At 71.5% G+C, this 23,506-nt stretch carries 18 protein-coding genes, 1 other RNA gene and 1 pseudogene; 17 read left to right on the top strand and 3 right to left on the bottom strand.

All coding sequences use genetic code 11. The features are described 5' to 3' along the window. Positions 1 to 44 precede the first annotated feature (44 nt). The 3 genes from BIV24_RS24065 (at position 45) to ssrA (ending at position 2,290) form a co-directional block, all read left to right on the top strand. Positions 45 to 1,208: a S41 family peptidase gene (locus BIV24_RS24065; RefSeq protein ID WP_071368517.1), complete on the top strand. Its 1,164-nt coding sequence runs from the start codon at positions 45 to 47 to the stop codon at positions 1,206 to 1,208. An 80-nt stretch (positions 1,209 to 1,288) separates the two neighbouring features. Further along, positions 1,289 to 1,831, top strand: a complete 543-nt coding sequence (smpB, locus tag BIV24_RS24070) for an SsrA-binding protein SmpB (RefSeq protein WP_071368518.1) — start codon at positions 1,289 to 1,291, stop codon at positions 1,829 to 1,831. 90 nt (positions 1,832 to 1,921) lie between these two features. Next, positions 1,922 to 2,290: a transfer-messenger RNA gene (gene ssrA, locus BIV24_RS24075) on the top strand. A 385-nt stretch (positions 2,291 to 2,675) separates the two neighbouring features. On the opposite strand, the gene BIV24_RS24080 is transcribed toward ssrA, so the two are convergent. Both BIV24_RS24080 and BIV24_RS24085 read right to left on the bottom strand, forming a co-directional pair. Beyond that, on the bottom strand, positions 2,676 to 3,032 hold the full coding sequence (locus BIV24_RS24080) for a hypothetical protein (RefSeq protein ID WP_079168487.1): 357 nt from the start codon (positions 3,030 to 3,032) through the stop codon (positions 2,676 to 2,678). A gap of 107 nt (positions 3,033 to 3,139) precedes the next feature. Beyond that, on the bottom strand, positions 3,140 to 4,435 hold the full coding sequence (locus BIV24_RS24085) for an MFS transporter (RefSeq protein WP_071368538.1): 1,296 nt from the start codon (positions 4,433 to 4,435) through the stop codon (positions 3,140 to 3,142). Between the two features lie 83 nt (positions 4,436 to 4,518). Here BIV24_RS24085 and BIV24_RS24090 point away from each other — a divergent pair, with 83 nt between their 5' ends. The 7 genes from BIV24_RS24090 (at position 4,519) to BIV24_RS24125 (ending at position 13,223) form a co-directional block, all read left to right on the top strand. Beyond that, positions 4,519 to 5,502 (top strand): LysR family transcriptional regulator, encoded by a 984-nt coding sequence (locus BIV24_RS24090; protein WP_071368519.1) that lies wholly within the window; start codon positions 4,519 to 4,521, stop codon positions 5,500 to 5,502. A gap of 450 nt (positions 5,503 to 5,952) precedes the next feature. Then, positions 5,953 to 6,573 carry a CGNR zinc finger domain-containing protein gene (locus BIV24_RS24100; protein ID WP_071368521.1) on the top strand — a complete coding sequence of 207 codons (621 nt, stop codon included), beginning with the start codon at positions 5,953 to 5,955 and terminating at the stop codon, positions 6,571 to 6,573. A gap of 275 nt (positions 6,574 to 6,848) precedes the next feature. After that, positions 6,849 to 7,385 carry a sigma-70 family RNA polymerase sigma factor gene (locus BIV24_RS24105; RefSeq protein WP_079168488.1) on the top strand — a complete coding sequence of 179 codons (537 nt, stop codon included), beginning with the start codon at positions 6,849 to 6,851 and terminating at the stop codon, positions 7,383 to 7,385. Further along, positions 7,382 to 8,191, top strand: coding sequence for a zf-HC2 domain-containing protein (locus BIV24_RS24110; RefSeq protein ID WP_079168489.1), 810 nt, complete (start codon positions 7,382 to 7,384; stop codon positions 8,189 to 8,191). Before BIV24_RS24105 ends, BIV24_RS24110 begins: the two co-directional genes overlap by 4 nt. A gap of 148 nt (positions 8,192 to 8,339) precedes the next feature. Further along, positions 8,340 to 10,649, top strand: a complete 2,310-nt coding sequence (locus BIV24_RS24115) for a HelD family protein (protein WP_071368523.1) — start codon at positions 8,340 to 8,342, stop codon at positions 10,647 to 10,649. Between the two features lie 414 nt (positions 10,650 to 11,063). Further along, positions 11,064 to 12,488, top strand: a complete 1,425-nt coding sequence (locus BIV24_RS24120) for an NAD-dependent malic enzyme (protein ID WP_071368524.1) — start codon at positions 11,064 to 11,066, stop codon at positions 12,486 to 12,488. Positions 12,489 to 12,941: 453 nt separating this feature from the next. After that, the gene (locus BIV24_RS24125) at positions 12,942 to 13,223 is read left to right on the top strand and encodes an HU family DNA-binding protein (protein ID WP_007498188.1); all 282 of its coding nucleotides are present in this window, start codon (positions 12,942 to 12,944) and stop codon (positions 13,221 to 13,223) included. 371 nt (positions 13,224 to 13,594) lie between these two features. Here BIV24_RS24125 and murA read toward each other — a convergent pair whose 3' ends face one another. Beyond that, complete coding sequence (gene murA / locus BIV24_RS24130) at positions 13,595 to 14,935, bottom strand: UDP-N-acetylglucosamine 1-carboxyvinyltransferase (protein WP_071368525.1); 1,341 nt, start codon at positions 14,933 to 14,935, stop codon at positions 13,595 to 13,597. Between the two features lie 260 nt (positions 14,936 to 15,195). Between murA and BIV24_RS24135 the strand changes: the two genes are divergently transcribed. The 7 genes and pseudogenes from BIV24_RS24135 to BIV24_RS24160 all read left to right on the top strand — a co-directional run bounded on the left by BIV24_RS24135 (position 15,196) and on the right by BIV24_RS24160 (position 23,398). Further along, a complete protein-coding gene (locus BIV24_RS24135) occupies positions 15,196 to 15,768 on the top strand; it encodes a YqgE/AlgH family protein (protein WP_071368526.1) in 573 nt (190 codons plus the stop codon). A 30-nt stretch (positions 15,769 to 15,798) separates the two neighbouring features. Further along, positions 15,799 to 16,077, top strand: coding sequence for a DUF3039 domain-containing protein (locus tag BIV24_RS24140; protein ID WP_079168490.1), 279 nt, complete (start codon positions 15,799 to 15,801; stop codon positions 16,075 to 16,077). Between the two features lie 537 nt (positions 16,078 to 16,614). Further along, positions 16,615 to 16,731: pseudogene (locus BIV24_RS35645) on the top strand (carbohydrate ABC transporter permease); the annotation flags it as partial. Positions 16,732 to 16,741: 10 nt separating this feature from the next. After that, positions 16,742 to 18,367: a beta-N-acetylhexosaminidase gene (locus BIV24_RS24145; protein WP_071368528.1), complete on the top strand. Its 1,626-nt coding sequence runs from the start codon at positions 16,742 to 16,744 to the stop codon at positions 18,365 to 18,367. 281 nt (positions 18,368 to 18,648) lie between these two features. Continuing rightward, positions 18,649 to 19,542, top strand: a complete 894-nt coding sequence (locus BIV24_RS24150) for an FAD binding domain-containing protein (protein ID WP_071368529.1) — start codon at positions 18,649 to 18,651, stop codon at positions 19,540 to 19,542. Next, on the top strand, positions 19,539 to 21,095 hold the full coding sequence (locus BIV24_RS24155) for a 2Fe-2S iron-sulfur cluster-binding protein (RefSeq protein ID WP_071368530.1): 1,557 nt from the start codon (positions 19,539 to 19,541) through the stop codon (positions 21,093 to 21,095). Before BIV24_RS24150 ends, BIV24_RS24155 begins: the two co-directional genes overlap by 4 nt. Beyond that, positions 21,092 to 23,398, top strand: coding sequence for a molybdopterin cofactor-binding domain-containing protein (locus BIV24_RS24160; RefSeq protein ID WP_071368531.1), 2,307 nt, complete (start codon positions 21,092 to 21,094; stop codon positions 23,396 to 23,398). The genes BIV24_RS24155 and BIV24_RS24160 overlap by 4 nt, the downstream gene beginning before the upstream one ends. Positions 23,399 to 23,506 lie beyond the last annotated feature (108 nt).

Here is a 23,506-nt window from a genome sequence, read left to right on the forward strand (position 1 = left end):
CTTGACGGGCAAACGTTGCCTGCCGGGGCACTAGACTCACCGCCATGTCCGGCCGCGACCTGTTCCGTCAGCCCCGCCGCACCCGTCACGGGGCCGCGCTGACCCTGGTCTTCGCGAGCGTCCTCGTCACCGGCGCCGCGACCGGATCGTTCGACGGATCCGACCGGAAGAACCCCTCCGCCAAGCCGGTGGCCCAGACCCGCCACGACGAGGACGTCACCGCGGCGGCCGCGCGGGCGATGGCCGACGGCAAGTCCCCGATGGAGGCCGCGGAGCGCGCCGTCAGCCGCAACGGCGACCGCTGGGGCGCCGTCTACTCCCAAGACGAGTACCAGGAGTTCGAGGAGGCCCTCGACGGCCGGTACACCGGGGTGGGACTGTCCGCCCGGCGGGAGCGCAACGGCCGGATCGAAGTGACCGGAGTGCAGTCCGGCTCGCCGGCGTCCGCCGCCGGAATCCGCGCGGGCGACCGACTGCGCAGCGTCGACGGCGAGGACGTCGACGGCAGGCCCATCACCGAGGTCGTCTCCCTGCTGCGCGGTGACGCCGAGGACGCGCCCGTCGGCACCCGGGTCCACCTAGGCCTCCAGCGCGGCACCCACGCGTGGAGCGAGGTACTGCGCCGGGCCCGGCTGTCCACCGACCCGGTGACCGTGCACCGGCTCACCGGCAGGGTCACCGTGATCAGGGTCGCCGCCTTCACCAAGGGCTCCGGCGCCCGCGTACGCGACGCGGTCGCCACCGCGCCCAGGGGTGCCGGGATCATCCTGGACCTGCGCGGCAACTCCGGCGGCCTGGTCGTCGAGGCCGTCACCTCCGCGTCCGCCTTCCTCGACGGGGGGCTCGTGGCGACATACGACGCGGGCGGCGAGCAGCGTGCCCTGCACTCCGCCCCGGGCGGCGACACCATCAGACCCCTGGTCGCGCTCGTCGACGGCGGCACGATGAGCGCGGCCGAACTGCTCACCGGTGCCCTCCAGGACCGCGGCCGGGCCGTGGTCGTGGGCACCCGCACCTTCGGCAAGGGCTCGATCCAGATGCCGAACCGCCTGCCCGACGGCTCCGTCGCCGAGCTGACCGTCGGGCACTACCGCACCCCTTCGGGTCACAGCGTCGACGGCCGGGGCATCACCCCGGACCTGGACGCCGACGGCGACGCCCTGGAGCGGGCCGAGAGGGTGCTCCGCGGCCTGGGCGACGACTCTTAGGATCATCCGGCCGCCTAGATAATCGACTTCCCTCGAACCCCGTCCGTAGTGCGAAAATGGACGGCACTATGAGCAAGGGAATGTACGTACCCAAGGAGTCCCAGCCCAAGCAGGGCGGCGGGGCCGGCAAGGCCAGGGACGGCGAGAAGGGCGGCAAGCGCAAGATCGTCGCCCAGAACAAGAAGGCCCGGCACGACTACGCGATCATCGACACCTACGAGGCCGGGCTCGTGCTCACCGGCACCGAGGTCAAGTCGCTGCGCGAGGGACGGACCTCGCTGACCGACGGCTTCGTCCAGATCGACCGGGGCGAGGCGTGGCTGCACAATGCCCACATCCCCGAGTACCACCAGGGGAGCTGGACCAACCACTCCGCGCGCCGCAAGCGCAAGCTGCTGCTGCACCGCGAGGAGATCGACAAGCTGGAGTCCAAGGCCCAGGAGACGGGTCACACCATCGTGCCGCTCGCCCTGTACTTCAGGGACGGCCGTGCGAAGGCCGAGATCGCGCTCGCACGAGGAAAGAAGGAGTACGACAAGCGTCAGACCCTGCGGGAGAAGCAGGACCGGCGCGAGTCGGACCGCGCGATCGCGGCGGCGAAGCGGAGGCAGCGCGGCGCGTAGCCCGGGAATACGGTGGCATCGGCGCGGGCTGGTCACGTACGATGGCGCCAACACCGGTTGAACCCGGTGTGTGCATTGAAAACACAACATGGGGATGATCGGTTTCGACAGCGGCTGTCGAAGCAGGGGAAGCGTGTCGAGGAAGCGGCAATGATCTCGTAAACCATATGTCGCAAACAATAATCGCCAACACCAAGCGCGATTCCTTCGCCCTCGCTGCCTAAGTAGCGACTTGCGAAGTGTCAGCCCGGGGCTGTTCCCGACCCGGATCCTGGCATCAGCTAGGGGACTAAACCTTGATCCCGGTCACGGGGTGAAGAGGGAAACCAAACAGTGACTGAGCCCGTCGGAGACTTGTCCGCGTGATCTCCGGGGCCGAGAAAATCGAAGCGGACTGCACACGGAGAAGCCCTGGTTCCGCACCGTTGGACGCGGGTTCGATTCCCGCCATCTCCACGATCGGGAGGTCTCCCAACCTCCTCAACCCATGTGGGCAAAGGCCCCGCTGCTTTCGGGCAGCGGGGCCTTCGCCTTTCCGACGAGTCCCGGGCTCCGAGTCCGGAGAGCCGATGCGGCCTTTGGACCGTGCCGGATATGCGGGTCAGAGGAAGGTCACCTGCATGATGTAGAGCCGTTCGTGCCGGGGACGATCAGATAGTTGAAGAAGCCTCCGGCCACATCGGCGAAGCCTCCCTTCGGCCCCTCTCCCTGGTAGGTCGTACCGTCGAGGTAAAAGCCGCGGCACGGATCAGTTCGTCGGCCTTCTTCTCGACCTCGGCGAGGAATGCGGGAGGGGCGTCGCCCGCGACATGCTGCTCGTTCGGGTCGTACTCCCATTCCCAGGTCACGCGGACACCGCCCGCCGGGCTTCCGCCTCGACGGCGGCCAGGTCGTTCATCCCGGACCGGAAGGCGGGGTCGTCTTTGCTGTTCGTCCCGTGCACCGCAGTGAGTGCGGCGCGGTAGCGGGCGGACAGGTCGGGGCGGCGTTCGATCTCGACCTGTGCGCGCCAGTAGGTGAGCCAGTGCTGGAGATGGCCGATCTTTCCGTCCGCGATGGCGGCGGCGATCGCCTGCTCCTTGTGCCGCTCCATATCGCTGAGCCGGTGGGGGGCGACACGGGCGAGCGCGACACGGACGGCCTCGGGGGTCTGTTCCGGTCGAGGGATCAGCTCATGCCCGTGATCAGGCTGGGTGGTCACGCGAGGCTCCTTCGGTGTGTGCTCCCTGCTGCCCACGGTACTGGTGGGAGCGGACGGCAACGCCGTGGACGACACAATGTGCTCGGATCGGACTCGACGTGAACGGCTTACGGCCGTGTGTGGCGCGCGGCGTACCCGTAGCCGAGCGCGATCAGCAGGGCGAGGGCCGCCGCGGCTGTCGGCAGGGCGAATCCGGCCACCGGGGACAGGCGCTCCGCCATCCAGCCGCCGGCGGCGCTGCCGCAGGCGATGCCGCCCAACAGTCCGGTGACGGCGAGGGTCATCCCTTCGTTCAGCCGGCCCTCGGGGGTGCGCTGCTGGACCAGGGTCGTCGCGGTGACCATGGTGGGGGCGGTGGCCATCCCCGCGATGAGCAGGGCGGGGGCCAGGATGACGAGGGAGCCGGTGGTCCGGGCCGCGAGCAGGGGCAGGGCCATCAGGGCCGCCATGGCCGCGAGGCACCACGGGTAGCGGCGTTCGGTGGGACCGGACGGCTTCAGCGCGCCGTACACCAGACCGGCGACGCACGACCCCGCCGCCTGCAGCGCGAGGACGACACCCGCCGCGGACCGGTGACCCTGTGCATCCGCGAACGAGATGGTGACGACCTCCATCGAGCCGAAGACACCACCCGTGGCGAGGAGGCCGAGTAGGAGCGGGGGCATGCCGGGGGCGCGCAGCGGGGGCGCCGCTGTCGTGTGCCGGCTCGGCGGAGGCTCCGTCGAGCGCCGGGCCGTGAACAGCAGCATGCCCGCCATCAGCAGGATCCCCCCGGTCAGCATGCCGGCCTCGGGGAACAGGGCGCCGCAGAGGAAGGCGGCGAGCGCTGGGCCCAGCATGAAGCACAGCTCGTCCGCGGCCTGTTCGAAGGCGTTCGCGGTGTGCAGGGCGTTCGAGTCGTTCCCTAGCAGGTGGGCCCAGCGGGCGCGCGACATGCCGCCGATATTGGGGGTCGTGGCGGTGGCGGCGTAGGCGGCGAAGAGGGTCCAGTCCGGGGCGTCGTAGTGCACGCACAGAAGGAGAGCCACCGTGCCGAGCAGCGCGAACACCGTTGCCGGGAGGGCGATCCGGGCCTGTCCGTAACGGTCGACGAGGCGTGCCACCCAGGGGGCGACCGCGGCCGTCGCCGCCAGACCGGTGGCGGTGACGGAACCGGCGAGCGCGTACGAACCCCGGGAAGCGGCGATCATGATGACGGCGCTCACGCTGAACATGCCGATGGGCAGACGGGCGATGAGGTTCCCGATGGTGAAGGCACGCGTGCCGGGCAGGACGAAGAGGCGGCGGTACGGGCCGGGTTCGGCGGGGGGCCGGTGCCGGGGAGTGAAGTCGGCGATGACCAGGGTGTCTTGAGTGACGGTGAGCAGGGGTGCGGCGGCCCTGCCGGAGGACGGTTGCGGCATGCGCTCACCGTCGCCCGCCCCCGGCCCGCGGTCCAACACCTATTCCGTGGCGATTGACTCACCAGGGTTGTAAGTTCGGGCGAATGTCCGCGCACCCCGGCACCGTCGACCCCCGTCTTCTGTGTGCCTTCCTCGCCGTCGCCGAGGAATTGCACTTCACTCGCGCCGCCGCCCGCCTCTTTGTGGCCCAGCAGGCGCTCAGCCGCGATATCCGCAGGCTGGAGCGGGAGTTGGGCGCCGAGCTGTTCGTGCGGACCACCCGGCAGGTGACGCTGGCGCCCGACGGCGAGCGGCTGCTGCCGTACGCGCGCCGGGTCCTCGACGCGCAGGACGAACTGCTCGCCGCCTTCGGGCAGGGGCGCCCCTTGCTGGTGGACCTGAACTCCCCGGGCCTGGTCACAGGTCGCCGGGTGCTGCTGCGGGCCCGCGAACTCGCCCCGGAGCAGGAGCTGATGGCCCGCTACGAGAGTGGTCTGACGGGCGCTGCCGTCGAACTGCTCGCGGGCCGGCTGGATGCGTCGTTCGGCCGGTTCGCGGGCCTCGCCCCGGCGCTGCGGGCAGGCCTCGATCATCAGCCTGTGCGATACGAGCCGATGGCGGTCGTCCTACCCGAGGACCACCGTCTGGCGTCGCTGGCGGCGGTGCCGCTGGACGCGCTGGCCGGGGAGGCCGTGTACGCCGGCGCCGGTAATCCGCGCACACCGGAGTGGACCGACCTCGCGCACCGGCTCTTCGCGGGGCGCGGTGTCCGTGTGGCGCCACCGGCGCCGCTGGCCGTCGGGGAGGAGGAGTTCCAGCGGCTCATGGCGAGAACACGGCACCCGATCCTCGCCGTGGTGGACTTCCCGGCCCTGCCCCGGACGGTGCTGCGTCCGCTCGTCGACCCCGTCCCGCTGTCCCCCGTGTCGCTGGTGTGGCGGAAGGGCCTGACACACCCCGGAATCGATGCGCTTCGACGGGCGTCGGCCGAGGCCGCGGCCGCGGAACAGTGGTTGGGCCGTCCCGCCGATGGATGGATTCCGGCCATTGATGCGGACTTCATGGAGACCCGGTCGCGGGCGTCGTGAAGATCCGGACGTGGGCATGAGTATCCGGACTTGGCTTCGGCCGGGTCGGCCTGCCGCTGGTGTCGCTGTTCCTGGCGGTGGCCCCGCTGGTGGCCCCCTTCATCGACGTCTTCCTGCTGTACGGCGTGGTCTTCGGCCCGAAACAGAAGACGGTCATGGCGTGGCTCGGCGTCCTCGCGATCCAGTCCGGTCACAGCACGGGCCCAGGGACGGCGCGCACCGACGTCAGAAGCGTTCGGGGCCGGTCTCTCCGGGAGAGACCGGCCCCGGCGGCCGGTTCGGACCGGCGAGACCGGAGCGCGTCCGCGTCGGCGTGCGTCCACGGGGGAGGCGGGGCGTACGGGCCCTTCCCGCCGGCGTGGGGGGCGGGCACTGTAGGGGGGTACTCCCCCCACAGGACCTCACCGGCCGTCGCTCTCGCGGCGGCAACTCCAAGGCGGTGACAGGCGCATGGCATTGGGCTCCCCCACAGCCCCATACGATCTGCGGTTCGACTCCGGGCGGATCTGCCTGGACTTATTGGCGACGACGCATCCCGGTGAACGACTCGACTCGTTGGACCGGCTGCGCGCATGGATCACCGGCTCCGGGCTGGTCCCGGCGGGCACGCCGCTGGCCGGGGCGGACCCGGGCTGGCTACCGGCCTTTCGTGAACTGCGCGGCAACATAGGGCAGTTGGTACGCGCAGAACTGGAGGGACGGCCGGCGGACGGGGCACTGGCGCGGGTCAACGCGGCGGCGCGGCAGGCGCCGCCCGCGCTCTGCGCGGTCCGTGGCGCGGACGGCGGGCTGGTACGGCGGCTGCGCCCGCTGCCCGGGTGCGAGGAACTGCTGGCCGCGGTGGCCCGCGAGGCGATCGAACTGCTGACGGATCCCGGGGCCCGGGTGGGCCTGCGGCAGTGCGAGGGCTACAACTGCCCCCTCGTCTACCTGGACACGTCCCGCGGCAGGCGCCGCCGCTGGTGCTCCAGCGAGGTGTGCGGCAACCGTGAGCGGGTGGCCCGCCACCGGCGCCGGACGGCACTGGCGCTGGGCGCGGCCCCGCCGGGCGCCGAACGCCGCATCCGGTAACGCGCGGCGGAGAGGGCAGGCGGTCCGGCACGGCGAGCCGACGCCGAGGGGGGGCCCGGTTCCGCAGCCGTATGTCCCGTGGGCGGAGAGACGGCTGCCGGGGCGCGGGATTCCCCACATCGCCCGAGAAATCGTGGTCTTGCTTTGAACATGGCGGCTTCGGTCTGCGTACCCGGATATGAGCGACCGGCTGAGGGAACTTTCGGACACCGGAGGTAGGGGTGCGCAAGGATTCCGCCGTGGCTGATGGACAAGGGCCAAGGGTCCGACATCGCATGGCCTCGGCCCCCGCGTCCTCGTCGAGAGGGCCCGACGAAGAGCTGATGCGGGCCCTGTACCAGGAGCACGCGGGACCCCTGCTCGCCTATGTGCTGCGCCTGGTCGCGGGCGACCGGCAGCGCGCCGAGGACGTCGTGCAGGAGACACTCATCCGCGCCTGGAAGAACGCCGGTCAGCTCAACCGGGCGACCGGTTCGGTACGCCCCTGGCTGGTGACGGTCGCCCGGCGCATCGTCATCGACGGCCACCGCAGCCGGCAGGCCCGGCCCCAGGAGGTCGACCCGTCGTCGCTGGAGGACATACCCGCGGAGGACGAGATCGACAAGGCGTTATGGCTGATGACACTGTCGGACGCGCTGGACGACCTGACCCCGGCTCACCGGGAGGCCCTGGTCGAGACGTACTTCAAAGGGCGTACGGTCAACGAGGCGGCTCAGCGGCTCGGTATCCCCAGCGGAACGGTGCGCTCCAGGGTGTTCTATGCCCTGCGGTCGATGAAGCTCGCACTGGAGGAGCGGGGGGTGACGGCATGAGCGATACGCACAACGGATTCGGCACCGGTGGCCCGGGCGCCGTCCAAGGTCCACAGGAACAGGGCGACATCCACGAAACCGTCGGCGCCTACGCCCTCGGGATCCTGGACGACGCCGAGGCGACGGCCTTCGAGGCGCACCTCGCCACCTGCGACTGGTGCGCCCGGCAACTCGACGACCTCGCGGGCATGGAGCCGATGCTGGCCGCGATCGCGGACCTGCCCGGCAACCAAGGCACCCCTGCCATCGGCGAGTCCCTGTCCACGAAGCCCGGCTCACGGTTGGTCGAAGGGCTGGTCGGCGAGGTCTCCGAGCGACGCGCCCGCAAGCGGCGGCGCGGCTTCTACCTCGTGGCGGCGGCCGCCGCACTGATCATCGGCGGACCGCTCACCGCGCTGGCGGTGAACGGCGGCGGCAGCGGCAGCGCCGACCCGACGGCCGCCGGCCCCGCCCGGGCGGCCTTCCAGGCCATGACCGACAAACACGCGGCGACCGACCCGAACACCAAGGTCGACGCCGTTGTCGCGATGGAGGCCAGGCACTGGGGCACCGACGCCGTACTCCAGCTGAAGAACGTCCAGGGCCCGCTCAAGTGCTCCCTGATCGCCGTCGGCAAGAACGGCGAACGGGAGACGGTCACCTCGTGGGCCGTCCCGGCGTGGGGCTACGGCCGCCCTGACACCACGACGGACGAGGCGAAGAACCCGCTCTACGTGCACGGCGGTGCCGCCTTCACACCGAACCAGATCGACCACTTCGAGGTCATGACCTTCGACGGGAAGCGGCTGGTAAAGGTGAACGCATAGGCGTTCGCGCACGTGTCCGGGCGTCTTTTGCGGCGCTGGGGCGGGCACGCCGCGGGCCGACCGGCGCCGGGACAGAGCATCTCCGTAGCCTCCCCGGGCTCCCTTCGCGTACGGTAGACGGCTGCTCAGCACGTCAGAAGGGGGCCCGGTGGCCGCTCAGGTTCAACAGGAAACCGCGCTCGGCCCGGTCGGCAAGTCCGCACACGACTCGCTCCGCGACCGGGAGATCAGCGTCGAACAGGAACACCTCGACCGGGTGTACCGGCGCCTCGAGGAGAAGATCCACGAGGCGGAGTTCCTGATGAGCGACGCGTCCAAACGCGGCCAGGTGGGTACGCCGGGGGCGCTCGCCGAGCGTGACGCACAGGTGTTCAGGGCGAGCGTCCACCTCAACCGGCTCAACAACGAGTTCGAGGACTTCCTCTTCGGCCGGATCGACCTGCTGCTCGGCAGGGACGGCAAGAAGGGGCCGGACGGTGCGTACACGGCCATCGAGCCCGCCGAGGGCGCGGTGCGTCCCGACAACACCGCCGACATCGCCGAGACCCTGCATATCGGCCGTATCGGCGTCCTCGACGAGGAGTACGCGCCCCTGGTCATCGACTGGCGCGCGCCCGCCGCGGCCCCCTTCTACCGCTCCACGCCGGTCGACCCCGGGCGGGTCGTGCGCCGCCGGGTCATCCGCTCCAAGGGCCGCCGGGTGCTCGGCGTCGAGGACGACCTGATGCGCCCTGAGCTGAAGGCGACCCTCGACGGCCGCGAGCTGCCGGTGATCGGCGACGGCGCTCTGATGGCCGCCCTCGGCCAGGCGCGCACCCACACCATGCGGGACATCGTGGCGTCGATCCAGGCCGAGCAGGACCTTGTGATCCGCGCCCCCGCCGCCTCCGTGACCTACGTCGAGGGCGGCCCCGGCACCGGCAAGACGGCCGTGGCCCTGCACCGGGCCGCCTACCTCCTCTACCAGGACCGGCGCCGATACGCGGGCGGCATCCTGATCGTCTCGCCCACCCCGTTGCTGGTCGCGTACACCGAGGGCGTGCTGCCGTCCCTCGGCGAGGAGGGCCAGGTCGCCATCCGCGCCGTCGGCTCGCTCGTCGACGGCGCCGAGGCCACCCTGTACGACTCCCCGTCGACGGCCCGCGCCAAGGGCTCGTACCGCATGCTCAAGGTGCTGCGGAAGGCCGCGCGCGGAGCCCTGGAGCGCGGCGACGTCCCGACCCGGCTCAGGGTCGTCGCCTTCGGCCGCCGCCTCGAACTGGAGGCCGACGAACTGGAGCGCATCCGGCGCGCCGCCCTGAGCGGCACGGCCCCGGTGAACCTGCTGCGTCCGCGCGCCCGCAAGCTGCTCCTGGACGCCCTGTGGGCGCGCTCCGGCGCGGCCTCCCGGCACAGCGACCCCGAACTGGCCGCCGAGCTGCGCTCCTCCTTCGACGAGGACATCACCTCCGAGGACCCCTTCATCGCCTTCCTGAACGCCTGGTGGCCCGAGCTGACCCCGCGGGCCGTCCTGGACGCGATGGCCGACGAGAAGTGGCTCGGCCGCCTGGCGCGGCGGATCCTCACCCCCGGCGAGGTGCGCAGGGTCGCGCGTTCCCTGAAGCGGGACGGGCTGTCCGTGCACGACGTGGCCATGCTGGACGAACTCCAGGCCGTCCTCGGCCTGCCGGCCCGTCCGAGGAAGAAGCGCGAGCTGGACCCGCTCGACCAGCTGACCGGCCTCGAGGAGCTGATGCCCGTACGCGAGGAGTCGCAGCGCGAGCGCGCCGAGCGGCTCGCCCAGGAGCGGACCGAGTACACGCATGTGATCGTCGACGAGGCACAGGACCTCACGCCGATGCAGTGGCGGATGATCGGGCGCCGCGGCCGGCACGCGACCTGGACGGTGGTCGGCGACCCCGCCCAGTCGTCCTGGTCCGACCCGGACGAGGCGGCCGAGGCACGCGACGAGGCCCTGGGCACGCGTCCGCGCCGCCGCTTCACGCTCACGGTCAACTACCGCAACCCCGCCGAGATCGCCGACCTGGCGTCGAAGGTGCTGGCGCTCGCCATGCCCGGCTCCGAGGCGCCCTCCGCCGTCCGCTCCACGGGCGTGGAACCGCGCTACGCGGTCGCGGGGAACGCACTCGGCGAGACCGTCCGCACGGAGGCCGTCCGGCTGCTCGGCCTCGTGGACGGCACGGTCGGCGTCGTCGTCGCCATGAACCGGCGCGCGGAGGCGGCTCGCTGGCTGGACGGGCTCGGCGACCGGGCCGTGGCGCTCGGCAGCCTGGAGGCCAAGGGCCTGGAGTACGACGCGACGGTCGTCGTCTCGCCCGCGGAGATCGCCGACGAGAGCCCGGCGGGCCTGCGGGTGCTGTACGTGGCGCTGACCCGGGCGACGCAGCAGCTGACAGTCGTCTCGGGCGAGCGGGACGAGCCGGACGCGGCCGGAGTGCCGGACCTGTTGCGGGACTGATCCGCACGGTGCCGGGAGGGTTCCAGCTGTGTGAACTCCCGGCACGGGAATGGCCTTGCGGCATCTGTTTGTTAGCCTGGAGGTGGCACCGGCCCGATCCAAGCCCCCGGGCCCAACCTTTGTCGCTTCGAGCGACCACTTGCCGCGAGGCGAGCATGGCGGGTCGGTGTCACTGAAACCTCGACCTGAACGTCCGAGAGGTCCGCGTCATCTGTGACGCGGACCTCTTGCGTTGGCGTCGCGCCCCCTGCCTGTCGCATGGCCACTTCTCGTATGGTGGATGCACCTTTCCGAAAGTTCCTGGCGGGTGGCGAACATAACGTTCGCAATCCGGCGTGGTTACCACGTACTCGTCGGTAGGTGCGACGATTCGGACGGCAATTCGCGACACGGTGAAAGCAGAGGAAGTCGGCCATGGCAACGGCGCCCAGCGTCTCCTACTCGATGACGGTCCGGCTGGAGGTGCCCGCGAGCGGAACCGCGGTCTCCCAGCTCACCACGGCCGTGGAGTCCTCCGGAGGCTCGGTGACCGGTCTCGACGTCACCGCGTCCGGCCACGAGAAGCTCCGAATCGACGTCACCATCGCCGCCACCTCGACGGCCCATGCGCAGGAGATCGTCGAGGAGTTGCGCGGCATCGAGGGCGTCACGCTGGGCAAGGTCTCGGACCGTACGTTCCTCATGCACCTCGGCGGCAAGATCGAGATGCAGGCCAAGCACCCCATCCGCAACCGTGACGACCTCTCCATGATCTACACGCCGGGTGTGGCGCGCGTCTGCATGGCGATCGCGGAGAACCCGGAGGACGCCCGCCGTCTGACGATCAAGCGCAACTCCGTTGCGGTCGTGACGGACGGTTCCGCGGTGCTCGGCCTCGGCAACATCGGCCCGAAGGCCGCTCTTCCCGTCATGGAGGGCAAGGCGGCCCTCTTCAAGCGCTTCGCCGGCATCGACGCCTGGCCGATCTGCCTCGACACCCAGGACACCGACGCCATCGTCGAGATCGTCAAGGCGATCGCCCCCGGCTTCGCCGGCATCAACCTGGAGGACATCTCCGCGCCCCGCTGCTTCGAGATCGAGGCGCGGCTGCGCGAGGCCCTCGACATCCCCGTCTTCCACGACGACCAGCACGGCACCGCGATCGTGGTCCTCGCCGCCCTCACCAACGCACTGCGCGTGGTGGGCAAGCCGATCGACGGCGTGCGCGTCGTCATGTCGGGTGCCGGCGCGGCCGGTACGGCCATCCTCAAGCTGCTGCTCGCGGCGGGCGTGAAGAACGCCGTCGTCGCCGACATCCATGGCGTCGTGCACGCCGGGCGCGAGGATCTGGTGGACGCCGCCGCGGACTCGCCGCTGCGCTGGATCGCCGACAACACCAACCCCGAGGGCCTGAGCGGCACGCTGAAGGAGGCCACGCGCGGCGCCGACGTCTTCATCGGCGTCTCCGCCCCGAACGTGCTCGACGGCGCCGACGTCGCCGCCATGGCCAAGGGCGCGATCGTTTTTGCACTCGCGAACCCGGACCCCGAGGTCGACCCCGCGGTCGCCCGTCGGACGGCGGCCGTCGTGGCCACCGGCCGCTCCGACTTCCCGAACCAGATCAACAACGTCCTGGTGTTCCCGGGCGTCTTCCGCGGTCTGCTGGACGCCCAGTCCCGCACGGTCAACACGGACATGATGCTGGCCGCCGCGAGCGCCCTCGCGGACGTGGTGACCGAGGACGAGCTGAACCCGAACTACATCATTCCGAGCGTGTTCAACGACAAGGTCGCGGGCGCGGTCGCCGGAGCGGTGCGTGCCGCGGCGAAGGCGGCGGCGGAGCCGCTCGCGGCCGAGTAGGCGCCCGCCGGCGGCGCCCTCTGCCGGGGCTGCCGCCACCGTCGCGACCCGGCCGCGGCTGTGACCATCGCCACGGTGGCCCGGCCCGGCGCGTCGCGGCACCCGGGACACCTGGCCGCCCCTAGGGTGGCGGCCAGGCTCGGACCCCACAGGCCCTGCGGTCCGTTGCCGCGGGCGGACGGAGCGTCACCATCCGTGAGGCAGTGGCGCTTTTCGTGTGACTCCCACGGGTGTTCTCGTGACTCCCACGGGTGTTCTCACGGCTGCTGCGGGTGCCGGATTGGCTTTCCCGCCGCAGGTGGGGGCAGGATGCGTCTTCGGGCGCGAGGGTCTGACGACGGACCCGGGTCCGGGACCTCATCGAGGACCCTGGCAGCATCGGCTTCGCCGTGCCCATCATGCGGCTCCGCCGCGTGGCACGCCTAACGGCAAGAAAGACACGGGAGTAACAACATGAACCGCAGTGAGCTGGTGGCCGCGCTGGCCGACCGCGCCGAGGTGACCCGCAAGGACGCCGACGCCGTGCTGGCCGCGTTCGCCGAGACCGTCGGCGAGGTCGTCGCCAAGGGTGACGAGAAGGTCACCATCCCTGGCTTCCTGACCTTCGAGCGCACCCACCGTGCCGCTCGCACCGCGCGCAACCCGCAGACCGGCGACCCCATCCAGATCCCGGCCGGCTACAGCGTGAAGGTCTCCGCGGGCTCCAAGCTCAAGGAAGCCGCGAAGGGCAAGTGACCTTGCCGTCGTACGCCACGAGACGGCGTACGAGGCCGTACCTGTCACGAGACGGCGTACGAGGCCGTACCTGTCACGAGACGGCGTACGAGGCCGTGCCCGTCACGAGACGGCGTACGAGGCCGTGCCCGTCACGAGACGGCGTACGAGGCCGTGCCCGTCACGAGACGGCGTACGAGGCCGTGCCCGTCATGGGACGGCGTAACGAGGCGGGTACCCGTCATGGGACGGCGTAACGAGGCGGTACCCGTCATGGGACGGCGTAACGAGGCCCGGTGACGCTTCCCGGGCCGGGTACGGGCCCACCAAGGCCAAAGGGGCGGTCACCCGGTTCGGGTGACCGCCCCTCGCGTGTGTGCGGGCGACCGCCGTCAGCCGAGGGCCTTGCCCGGCAGCTCGACCTTGGCCCCCAGTTCCACCAGCTTCTCCATGAAGTTCTCGTAGCCGCGGTTGATCAGCTCGATGCCGTGCACGCGGGAGGTGCCCTGTGCCGCCAGTGCCGCGATCAGGTACGAGAAGCCGCCGCGGAGGTCGGGGATGACCAGGTCCGCGCCCTGAAGCTTCGTCGGGCCCGAAACCACCGCGGAGTGGAGGAAGTTGCGCTGTCCGAAGCGGCAGTCGGAGCCGCCGAGGCACTCGCGGTAGAGCTGGATGTGCGCGCCCATCTGGTTGAGCGCGGAAGTGAAGCCGAGGCGGGACTCGTAGACCGTCTCGTGGATGATCGACAGGCCCGTGGCCTGCGTCAGGGCGACCACCAGCGGCTGCTGCCAGTCCGTCTGGAAGCCCGGGTGCACGTCCGTCTCCAGGGCGATGGACTTCAGTTCGCCGCCGGGGTGCCAGAAGCGGATGCCCTCGTCGTCGATCTCGAAGGCGCCGCCCACCTTGCGATAGGTGTTCAGGAACGTCATCATCGACCGCTGCTGGGCGCCGCGGACGTAGATGTTGCCCTCGGTCGCGAGCGCGGCGGACGCCCAGGACGCGGCCTCCAGGCGGTCCGGGAGAGCGCGGTGGGTGTAGCCGCCCAGCTTGTCCACACCGGTGATGCGGATCGTGCGGTCGGTGTCCATCGCGATGATCGCGCCCATCTTCTGCAGAACGCAGATGAGGTCCTCGATCTCCGGCTCCACGGCCGCGTTCGACAGCTCGGTGACGCCCTCGGCCAGCACCGCCGTCAGCAGCACCTGCTCCGTCGCGCCGACGGACGGGTACGGCAGCCGGATCTTCGTACCGCGCAGCCCCTTGGGGGCCTCCAGGTACTGGCCGTCCGCGCGCTTCTCGATGACCGCGCCGAACTGCCGCAGCACGTCGAAGTGGAAGTCGATCGGCCGGCCGCCGATGTCGCAGCCGCCGAGACCGGGGATGGAGGCGTGGCCGAGCCGGTGCAGCAGCGGGCCGCAGAACAGGATCGGGATCCGGGACGAACCGGCGTGGGCGTCGATGTCGGCGACGTTGGCGCTCTCGACGTACGTCGGGTCGAGTACCAGTTCGCCGGGCTCCTCACCCGGACGGACCGTCACGCCGTGCAGTTGCAGCAGCCCGCGTACGACGCGTACGTCGCGGATGTCTGGGACATTGCGCAGCCTGCTCGGCTCACTGCCCAGCAGAGCGGCGACCATGGCCTTCGGTACGAGGTTCTTCGCACCTCGGACACGGATTTCGCCCTCCAGTGGGGTTCCGCCGTGGACAAGCAGGACATCGTCGTTGACGGTCATGAATCTCGCGTTCCGTGGAGTTGGGCAGGGGGCCGAAGACGTAAGCGTAATAGCCGTCCACCCCCCATCAGTAAGCCCCGGTGGGCCCAGCAACGTCATGGCTTTGCCACAACACGAATTGTTCGTAACCGGACACATGGGGTTACCGCCCTAGCGTGGACGGACCCCTCCCGGGCCGCCCTTGCGGATCATGGTCGCATTCACCCGCGTAACCCCGATTGCCTCCCCATCCGGGGGCAAGATGCGGGATCATGTCTGCCATGACCGAGGTGTCCTCGCTCACGGGGCGGCTGCTCGTGGCCACGCCCGCCCTGGCGGACCCGAACTTCGACCGCGCTGTGGTGCTTCTCCTCGACCACGACGAGGAGGGCTCGCTCGGTGTGGTCCTCAATCGCCCCACGCCCGTGGACGTGGGCGAGGTCCTGGAGGGCTGGGCGGACCTCGCGGGCGAGCCCGGTGTCGTATTCCAGGGCGGACCGGTGTCGCTGGACTCGGCGCTCGGTGTCGCGGTGATCCCCGGCGGTGGCTCCGCGGAACACGCCCCGCTCGGCTGGCGCCGGGTGCACGGAGCGATCGGCCTGGTCGATCTGGAGGCCCCGCCCGAACTGCTCGCCCAGGCGCTGGGCTCGCTGCGCATCTTCGCGGGGTATGCGGGCTGGGGGCCCGGCCAGCTGGAGGACGAACTGGTGGAAGGGGCGTGGTACGTCGTCGAGTCGGAGCCCGGCGACGTGTCGTCCCCGGAGCCGGAGAGGCTGTGGCGGGAGGTGTTGCGCCGTCAGCGCAGCGAGCTGGCGATGGTGGCGACCTACCCCGACGACCCTTCGCTCAATTGATGTGTGGGGGCTTTCAGTATTCTTGGCGGTATGAGCACTCTTGAGCCCGAGCGCGGTACTGGTACGGGGACCCTCGTTGAGCCGACGCCGCAGGTGTCGCACGGCGACGGCGACCACGAGCGCTTCGCCCACTACGTCCAGAAGGACAAGATCATGGCGAGCGCCCTCGACGGCACGCCCGTCGTGGCGCTGTGCGGCAAGGTGTGGGTCCCGGGCCGCGACCCGAAGAAGTACCCCGTGTGCCCCATGTGCAAGGAGATCTACGAGTCCATGGGCAGCGGCGACAAGGGCAAGGGCGGCGACAAGTAGCCGACCGGCCCGCCGCGCGACGACCGCTGGGCCCCCGGGACGTGTTCCGACGCGTCCCGGGGGCTTTTGTCGTCCTCGTCCGTCGTGCGGTCGTCGTACGGGGTGTACCGGCCGGCCACAGAGTGGTCGAGGCCTGTTGTCAGCGGGTTCATCCAGTCCATACCCTCCGTTGTGTTGTGCAGAGCAGAACAGTCATTGCGCATGCTGCAACGACTCTCGGGGGGGCTTCATGAAGCTCTCCGTCGCCGGATTCCTTCCGGCGCGTGTCCGCGCAGCGGGAATTCGCCCGTTCCGGCCTTCGATCCGGCCTTCGCAAAACCCGGCTGCATCCGCAGCGCGAAGGGCGGCGAGAACGCGGTGCGGGTGCGGGGGCGGTACCCCGGCGTGGTGGGTCGCCACAGGTCCCGCATGACGAAGAAGCGGGGAATCGCCAGGGCTTCCGCGGGCGCCCTCCGACGATCAGAAACGTGATCGACGACGTGGCCCGGAAACGAGGGCGGAATTGCGTCACGGCCGGCGCCGAGAGAAACGCGACAGCCGGACCGCGGCGGTGCGGGGGCGGCGTCGAGGGGGATGACGATTCCGGTGCCGGCCTTCTTCGTACTCGTACAGCGACGGCCGGTCTCGGGGCCGGGCGGAGCGGTGAAGGACTGAAAGGACTGACGTGACGGACGTGATTCCCGAGCCCCGCCTCGTGACGGCCTGCGGGCCCGGTTTCCTCGACTTGACTCCCGCCACGGGGCTGGTCGCGGGCGACGGTACGGAACGCACCGAACACTGGCTGCGCGTCACGCTGGGTGCGGCCACCGGCCTGCCCTTTCCGGCGGGGCGGGCGGACGGCGGCGTCATCCGTCTCGCCATCGATCCGGCGGCCACCGGGGACCTCGGCGAGGAGGGCTACCGCCTCGAGGTCGCGCCGACCGGCGTGCATCTGGTGGGTGGCGGCCCCGCAGGTCTCTTCTGGGGTGCACAGACGCTACGGCAGTTGCTCGGCCCCGACGCCTTCCGGCGCGCGCCCCTGCCGGGACGACGGTGGCGGCTGCCGCTGCTGCGCATCCAGGACTCGCCCCGCTTTCGCTGGCGCGGCTTGATGCTCGATGTCGCCCGGTACTTCATGCCCAAGGAAGGAGTCCTGCGCCAGCTGGATCTGATGGCCGCGCACAAACTCAACGTCTTCCACTTCCACCTCACCGACGACCAGGGCTGGCGCCTGGAGATCAAGCGTTACCCGAAGCTCACCGAGGTCGGATCCTGGCGGGCGCGCACGAAATTCGGCCACCGGGCCTCGCCGCTGTGGGAGGAGAAGCCGCACGGAGGCTTCTACACACAGGACGACATTCGCGAGATCGTCGCCTACGCGGCCGAGCGGCATATCGCCGTCGTCCCCGAGATCGACCTTCCGGGGCACAGCCAGGCGGCCATCGCCGCGTATCCGGAACTCGGCAACTCCGACGTCATCGACACGGCCTCCCTCACGGTCTGGGACAACTGGGGTGTCTGTACGAACGTACTCGCCCCCACCGACAACACCTTGCGGTTCTACGAAGGGGTGTTCGAGGAAGTCCTGGAACTGTTCCCCTCGGCCTTCGTCCACGTCGGCGGCGACGAGTGCGCCAAGGATCAGTGGCGGCGATCCCCGATCGCCCAGGCGCGCATCAGTGAACTGGGGCTCTCCGACGAGGACGGACTCCAGTCCTGGTTCATCCGGCACTTCGACGCCTGGCTCACCGCCCGCGGCCGTCGGCTCATCGGCTGGGACGAGATCCTGGAGGGCGGCCTGGCACCGGGTGCGGCGGTGTCCTCCTGGCGCGGGTACGCGGGCGGCATCACGGCCGCGCGGGCGGGACACGACGTCGTCATGTGCCCGGAGCAGCAGGTGTACCTGAACTTCCGAGAGGACGGCGGTCCGGACGAGCCGGTGCCCATCGGGTATGTGCGCACCCTGGAGGACGTCTACCGCTTCGAGCCGGTTCCACCGCAGCTCACCGGGGATCTGGCGCGGCATGTGCTCGGCACCCAGGCCAACGTCTGGACCGAGGTGATGGAGGATCAGGCCCGCGTGGACTACCAGACGTTCCCCCGGCTCGCGGCTTTCGCCGAGGTTGCCTGGAGCGCCCTGCCCGCCCCCACGGACCGCGACTTCGCGGGCTTCGAAAGGCGGATGGCCGCCCACTACCGCCGACTTGACGCCCTGGGTGTCGCCTACCGGCCGCCCACGGGGCCATGGCCGTGGCAGCGACGCCCCGGTGTGCTCGGACGCCCGATCGAGGGTGCGCCCCCGAACGTGTGAGGCGGGTGCCGAGGTGCGCACCGGTGGCCCGGCTCCCTGGAAACGTGACCTCACATGGGAAAAGCCGTGCAAGGACTGGTGAAAGGCGGAAATCCGCCCTCCGTGCCGATGTCGTGGCAAAGCGGACCATCACTCAGGTGAGGCGGGCGAATGCCTCCTAGCGGACCCCCGCGTCGGGGGTGGGGGAAGATGTGCCAGAGTTGCCACGTCCGCCCTGTCAGCACGTACCGTACGGCAACACAGGTGGGGACCAGGTGGGGTAGCGGGAAGGGGCAGCCGGTTTGACCACGCAGGCACCGCGGGCGGCGCAGGCCGTGACCCTGCCCGCCTCGCTGGACGAGGCCGTGGCGGCGCTCGCCGCCATGCCGGCCGCCGTTCCCGTGGCGGGCGGCACCGACCTCATGGCCGCGGTCAACTCCGGGCAGTTGCGGCCCGCCGCGCTGGTCGGGCTCGGCCGCATCAGCGAGATCCGCGGCTGGCAGTACCAGGACGGCCACGCGCTGCTCGGCGCCGGTCTCACCCATGCCCGCATGGGGCGCCCCGACTTCGCCGCACTCATCCCCGCCCTCGCGGCGGCGGCACGCGCGGCCGGACCGCCGCACATCCGCAACGCGGGCACCCTCGGCGGCAACATCGCCTCGGCCGCGCCCACCGGGGACGCGCTTCCGGTGCTGGCCGCTCTGGAGGCCACGCTGATCGTCGCGGGCTCCGGCGGTGCCCGCCGGGAGATCCCGGTCTCGCACCTGCTCGCGGGCATGGAGATGCTGCGCGCCGGTGAACTCATCGGCTACGTACGCGTACCGCTGCTGCACGCCCCCCAGGTCTTCCTGAAGGCGACCGGACGCACCGGCCCGGGACGCGCGATCGCGTCCGTGGCGCTCGTCCTCGACCCGGCCCGGCGCGGGGTGCGCTGCGCGGTCGGCGCCATAGCGCCGATGCCGCTGCGCCCTCTGGAGGCCGAGCAGTGGGTCGCCCAGCTCATCGACTGGGACAACGACCGCGGGATCGTCCCGGAGGCGCTCGCCGCCTTCGGGCAGTACGTCGCCGCGGCCTGTATCCCCGACCCGGAACCGGCGGAGGACGGCACCGTGCAACCGCTTCCGCCCGCCGTACTGCACCTGCGGCGCACCGTTGCCGCGCTGGCCCGACGAGCACTGGGGAGGGCACTGTCGTGACCGACGACCAGCACCGGGAGGGCGCGCCCCAGGAGGGTGCCCACGGCTCCTGGGAGCGGCTGCCGCAAGGGGATTACGACGACGGAGCCACGGCCTTCGTCCAGTTCCCCGAGGGCGGTATCGACGCCCTTCTCGCCTCCGAGAGCCCGCTGGCCGCGCCGGGCCACGGCTTCGTGCCCCCGTCGTTCACTCCGGACGCCCACCCCGACACAGGCATAGACCCGGCGGCGGGCGGCACCTGGCCCCCGGCCGCCGGGAGCGCCCAGTGGCCCGACGCGAACACCGCCTCCGGTCAGGGGACCGGTGACCGGTTCACCTACGACCCCGGCACGAGCGGACAGTGGAGCTTCGAGGAGTCCGCGCCCGCCCGGTCGGACCCCGCCGCCGGTCACGAGGTCACGGGACCGTGGCCGGCTCCTGTGGTGGACGGTGATCTGCCGGACGAGCCGGGCGAGTTCAGCACGCCGCCGACGACCGGGCAGTGGGGCGTCACCTCGCCCGCGACCCTGCCGGGCGGCGCGCCCGCGCCCTGGGCCGCGGACGTGCCAGGACAGCCGTGGGCGGACCGCGCACAAGCCCCCGCCGAGGCCCCGGGAGAGCCGTCCGGCGGGCCGTACGAGGACATGCGGGCCGGTGGCGCTCCGCAGGCACCCGAGGCCGACCAGGAGCCGTCCGAGCCCGCCGTCCCGCCCGGCGCGGAGGAGGCAGAGGCCTCCCCACCGGCCGCCGCCCAGCCCGCCCCTGCAGTGGCCGCCGCCGAGCCCGGCCCCGCACTGTCCGCCGCCGAGCCCGGCCCCGCACTGTCCGCCGCCCAGCCCGGCCCCGCACCGTCCGCCGCCGAGCCCGGCCCGGCACCGGAGGCGGAGGCCGACGCGATCGAGCCGGAGCCCGAGCAGGCTCCCGGACCCGAACAGACTCCCGGGCCCGACGAACACCCCCTGGCCTCGTACGTCCTGAGTGTCAACGGCGCAGACCGACCCGTCACCGACGCCTGGATCGGCGAGTCGCTGCTGTACGTGCTGCGTGAGCGGCTCGGCCTCGCCGGAGCCAAGGACGGCTGCTCACAGGGCGAGTGCGGCGCCTGCAACGTCCAGGTCGATGGCCGGCTCGTCGCTTCCTGCCTGGTGCCCGCCGTCACCACCGCGGGCAGCGACGTGCGCACGGTCGAGGGCCTCGCCGTCGACGGGCAGCCCTCGGACGTGCAGCGAGCGCTCGACCGGTGCGGCGCCGTTCAGTGCGGTTTCTGCATCCCCGGGATGGCGATGACCGTGCACGACCTGCTGGAGGGCAACCCTGCGCCCAACGAACGGGAGACCCGCCAGGCACTGTGCGGCAATCTGTGCCGCTGCTCCGGTTACCGCGGGGTCCTCGACGCGGTGCGCGAGGTCGTCGCCGATCGCCGGGCGCACGCCGAGGCCGAGTCGGCGCAGGACGCCGAGGAGGTCCGTATCCCGCACCAGGCGGCCCCCGGGGCGGGCGGTGTCCACCCCTCCGCGTTCGACGACACGGCCCTGAACGAGCACCCGTACGGCCAGGACGGAGGCCAGGCGTGAGCAACGAAGCCGCCACCGCGACCACTGAGACGGCCGCACTCGCCCCCGAGCCGCTGCCGCACGGCCTCGGCGCCTCCCTGCCGCCCGCGGACGCCCGCGCCAAGACCGAGGGCACCTTCCCGTACACGGCCGACCTGTGGGCCGAGGGCCTGCTGTGGGCCGCCGTGCTGCGCTCACCGCACCCGCACGCGCGCATCCTGTCCATCGACACCAGCCATGCGCGCGAGATGCCCGGCGTCCGGGCCGTCGTCACCCACGAGGACGTGCCCGGCAGCCCGCTCCTCGGCCGCGGCGTCGCCGACCGCCCGGTGTTCGCCTCCGAGGTCGTACGCCACCACGGGGAACCGATCGCGGCCGTCGCCGCCGACCACCCGGACACCGCGCGCATGGCCGCCGCCGCCGTCATCGTCGAGTACGAGGTGCTCGACCCGGTGACCGACCCCGAGCAGGCCTTCGAGGCCGAACCGCTGCACCCCGACGGCAATCTGATCCGCCACATCCCGCTGAGCCACGGCGATCCGGACGCGGTCGGCGACATCGTCGTCGAGGGCCAGTACCGCATCGGCCGCCAGGACCCCGCCCCGATCGGCGCGGAGGCCGGTCTCGCCGTGCCCCGCCCCGACGGCGGGGTCGAGCTGTACCTCGCCTCCACCGATCCGCACACCGACCGCGACCGGGCCGCCGCCGTCTACGGCCTGGAACCCGAGCGGGTGAAGATCGTCGTCACCGGGGTGCCCGGGGCCACCGCCGACCGGGAGGACCAGGGCTTCCAGATCCCGCTCGGACTGCTCGCCCTGAGGACGGGATGCCCGGTCAAGCTGACCGTGACGCGCGAGGAGTCCTTCCTGGGCCACGTCCACCGCCACCCCACCCTCCTGCGCTACCGCCACCACGCGGACGCCGAGGGCAACCTGGTGAAGGTCGAGGCGCAGATCCTGCTGGACGCGGGCGCGTACGCGGACACCTCCTCGCAGGCGCTCGCCGCCGCGGTGTCCTTCGCCTGCGGCCCCTACGCCGTCCCGAACGCCTTCATCGAGGGCTGGGCCGTCCGCACCAACAACCCGCCCTCGGGCCATGTGCGGGGCGAGGGCGCGATGCAGGTGTGCGCGGCGTACGAGGCCCAGATGGACAAGCTCGCCAAGAAGCTGGGCGTGGAGCCGGCGGAGCTGCGGGCGCGCAACGTCATGGCGACGGGCGACATCCTGCCGACCGGCCAGACGGTGACCTGCCCGGCGCCGGTGGCCGAACTGCTCCAGGCCGTACGGGACCACCCGCTGCCCCCGCTGCCCAAGGACACCCCCGAGGAGGAGTGGCTGCTGCCGGGCGGGCTCGAGGGCGCGGGCGAACCGGGCGCCGTACGCCGCGGAGTCGGCTACGGCCTCGGCATGGTCCACATGCTCGGCGCGGAGGGCACGGACGAGGTCTCCACGGCGACCGTGAAGGTCCAGGACGGTGTGGCCACGGTCCTGTGCGCGGCCGTCGAGACGGGCCAGGGCTTCACCACGCTGGCCCGGCAGATCGTCCAGGAGACGCTCGGTATCGACGAGGTGTACGTGGCCCCGGTCGACACGGACCAGCCGCCGGCGGGCGCGGGCTGCCGAGGCCGCCACACCTGGGTGTCGGGCGGCGCGGTGGAACGCGCGGCGAAGATGGTCCGCGCGCAACTGCTGCAGCCCCTCGCGCACAAGTTCGGCATGTCGACCGAGCTGCTGCAGATCACCGACGGCAAGATCACCTCGTACGACGGCGTGCTGTCGACCACGGTCACCGAGGCGTTGGACGGCAAGGAGCTGTGGGCCACGGCACAGTGCCGCCCGCACCCGACGGAACCGCTGAACGAGACGGGCCAGGGCGACGCCTTCGTGGGGCTGGCGTTCTGCGCGATCCGCGCCGTGGTGGACGTGGACGTCGAGATCGGCTCGGTACGGGTGGTGGAAGTGGCGCTGGCGCAGGACGTGGGCCGGGTGCTGAACCCGGCGCAGCTCGCCGCGCGCGTGGAGGCCGGCGTCACCCAGGGTGTGGGCATCGCGCTCACGGAGAACCTGCGCACGGCGCGCGGCATGGTCCGCCACCCCGACCTGACGGGCTACTCCCTCCCGACGGCCCTGGACGCGCCCGACATCCGGATCGTCAAGCTGGTCGAGGAACGGGACGTGGTCGCACCCTTCGGGGCGAAGTCGGTCAGCGCGGTGCCCGTGGTGACCTCCCCGGCGGCGATCGCGTCGGCGGTACGCGCGGCGACGGGCCGCCCGGTCAACCGCCTGCCGATCCGTCCGCAGGCGGCGGTGGTGACGACGCAGTGAGCGTGCGGCGGTGCCCGTGGCCCAGGACGGCCGCGGGTACTGCGACACGGCTGCCGTACGCCGTGTAATACGACCCCGTATGACGCGGGAGGCGTAGGACCAAGGTCC

This window comes from Streptomyces colonosanans, assembly GCF_001866645.1.
GTDB lineage: Bacteria > Actinomycetota > Actinomycetes > Streptomycetales > Streptomycetaceae > Streptomyces > Streptomyces colonosanans.

Excerpts from the sequence above, each read along its gene's own strand:
- BIV24_RS24065 (WP_071368517.1), top strand. The coding sequence starts at position 45 with ATGTCCGGCCGCGACCTGTTCCGTCAGCCCCGCCGCACCCGTCACGGG.
- smpB (WP_071368518.1), top strand. The coding sequence starts at position 1,289 with ATGTACGTACCCAAGGAGTCCCAGCCCAAGCAGGGCGGCGGGGCCGGC.
- BIV24_RS24085 (WP_071368538.1), bottom strand. The coding sequence starts at position 4,435 with ATGCCGCAACCGTCCTCCGGCAGGGCCGCCGCACCCCTGCTCACCGTC.
- BIV24_RS24090 (WP_071368519.1), top strand. The coding sequence starts at position 4,519 with ATGTCCGCGCACCCCGGCACCGTCGACCCCCGTCTTCTGTGTGCCTTC.
- BIV24_RS24100 (WP_071368521.1), top strand. The coding sequence starts at position 5,953 with ATGGCATTGGGCTCCCCCACAGCCCCATACGATCTGCGGTTCGACTCC.
- BIV24_RS24105 (WP_079168488.1), top strand. The coding sequence starts at position 6,849 with ATGGCCTCGGCCCCCGCGTCCTCGTCGAGAGGGCCCGACGAAGAGCTG.
- BIV24_RS24110 (WP_079168489.1), top strand. The coding sequence starts at position 7,382 with ATGAGCGATACGCACAACGGATTCGGCACCGGTGGCCCGGGCGCCGTC.
- BIV24_RS24120 (WP_071368524.1), top strand. The coding sequence starts at position 11,064 with ATGGCAACGGCGCCCAGCGTCTCCTACTCGATGACGGTCCGGCTGGAG.
- BIV24_RS24125 (WP_007498188.1), top strand. The coding sequence starts at position 12,942 with ATGAACCGCAGTGAGCTGGTGGCCGCGCTGGCCGACCGCGCCGAGGTG.
- murA (WP_071368525.1), bottom strand. The coding sequence starts at position 14,935 with ATGACCGTCAACGACGATGTCCTGCTTGTCCACGGCGGAACCCCACTG.
- BIV24_RS24135 (WP_071368526.1), top strand. The coding sequence starts at position 15,196 with ATGACCGAGGTGTCCTCGCTCACGGGGCGGCTGCTCGTGGCCACGCCC.
- BIV24_RS24140 (WP_079168490.1), top strand. The coding sequence starts at position 15,799 with ATGAGCACTCTTGAGCCCGAGCGCGGTACTGGTACGGGGACCCTCGTT.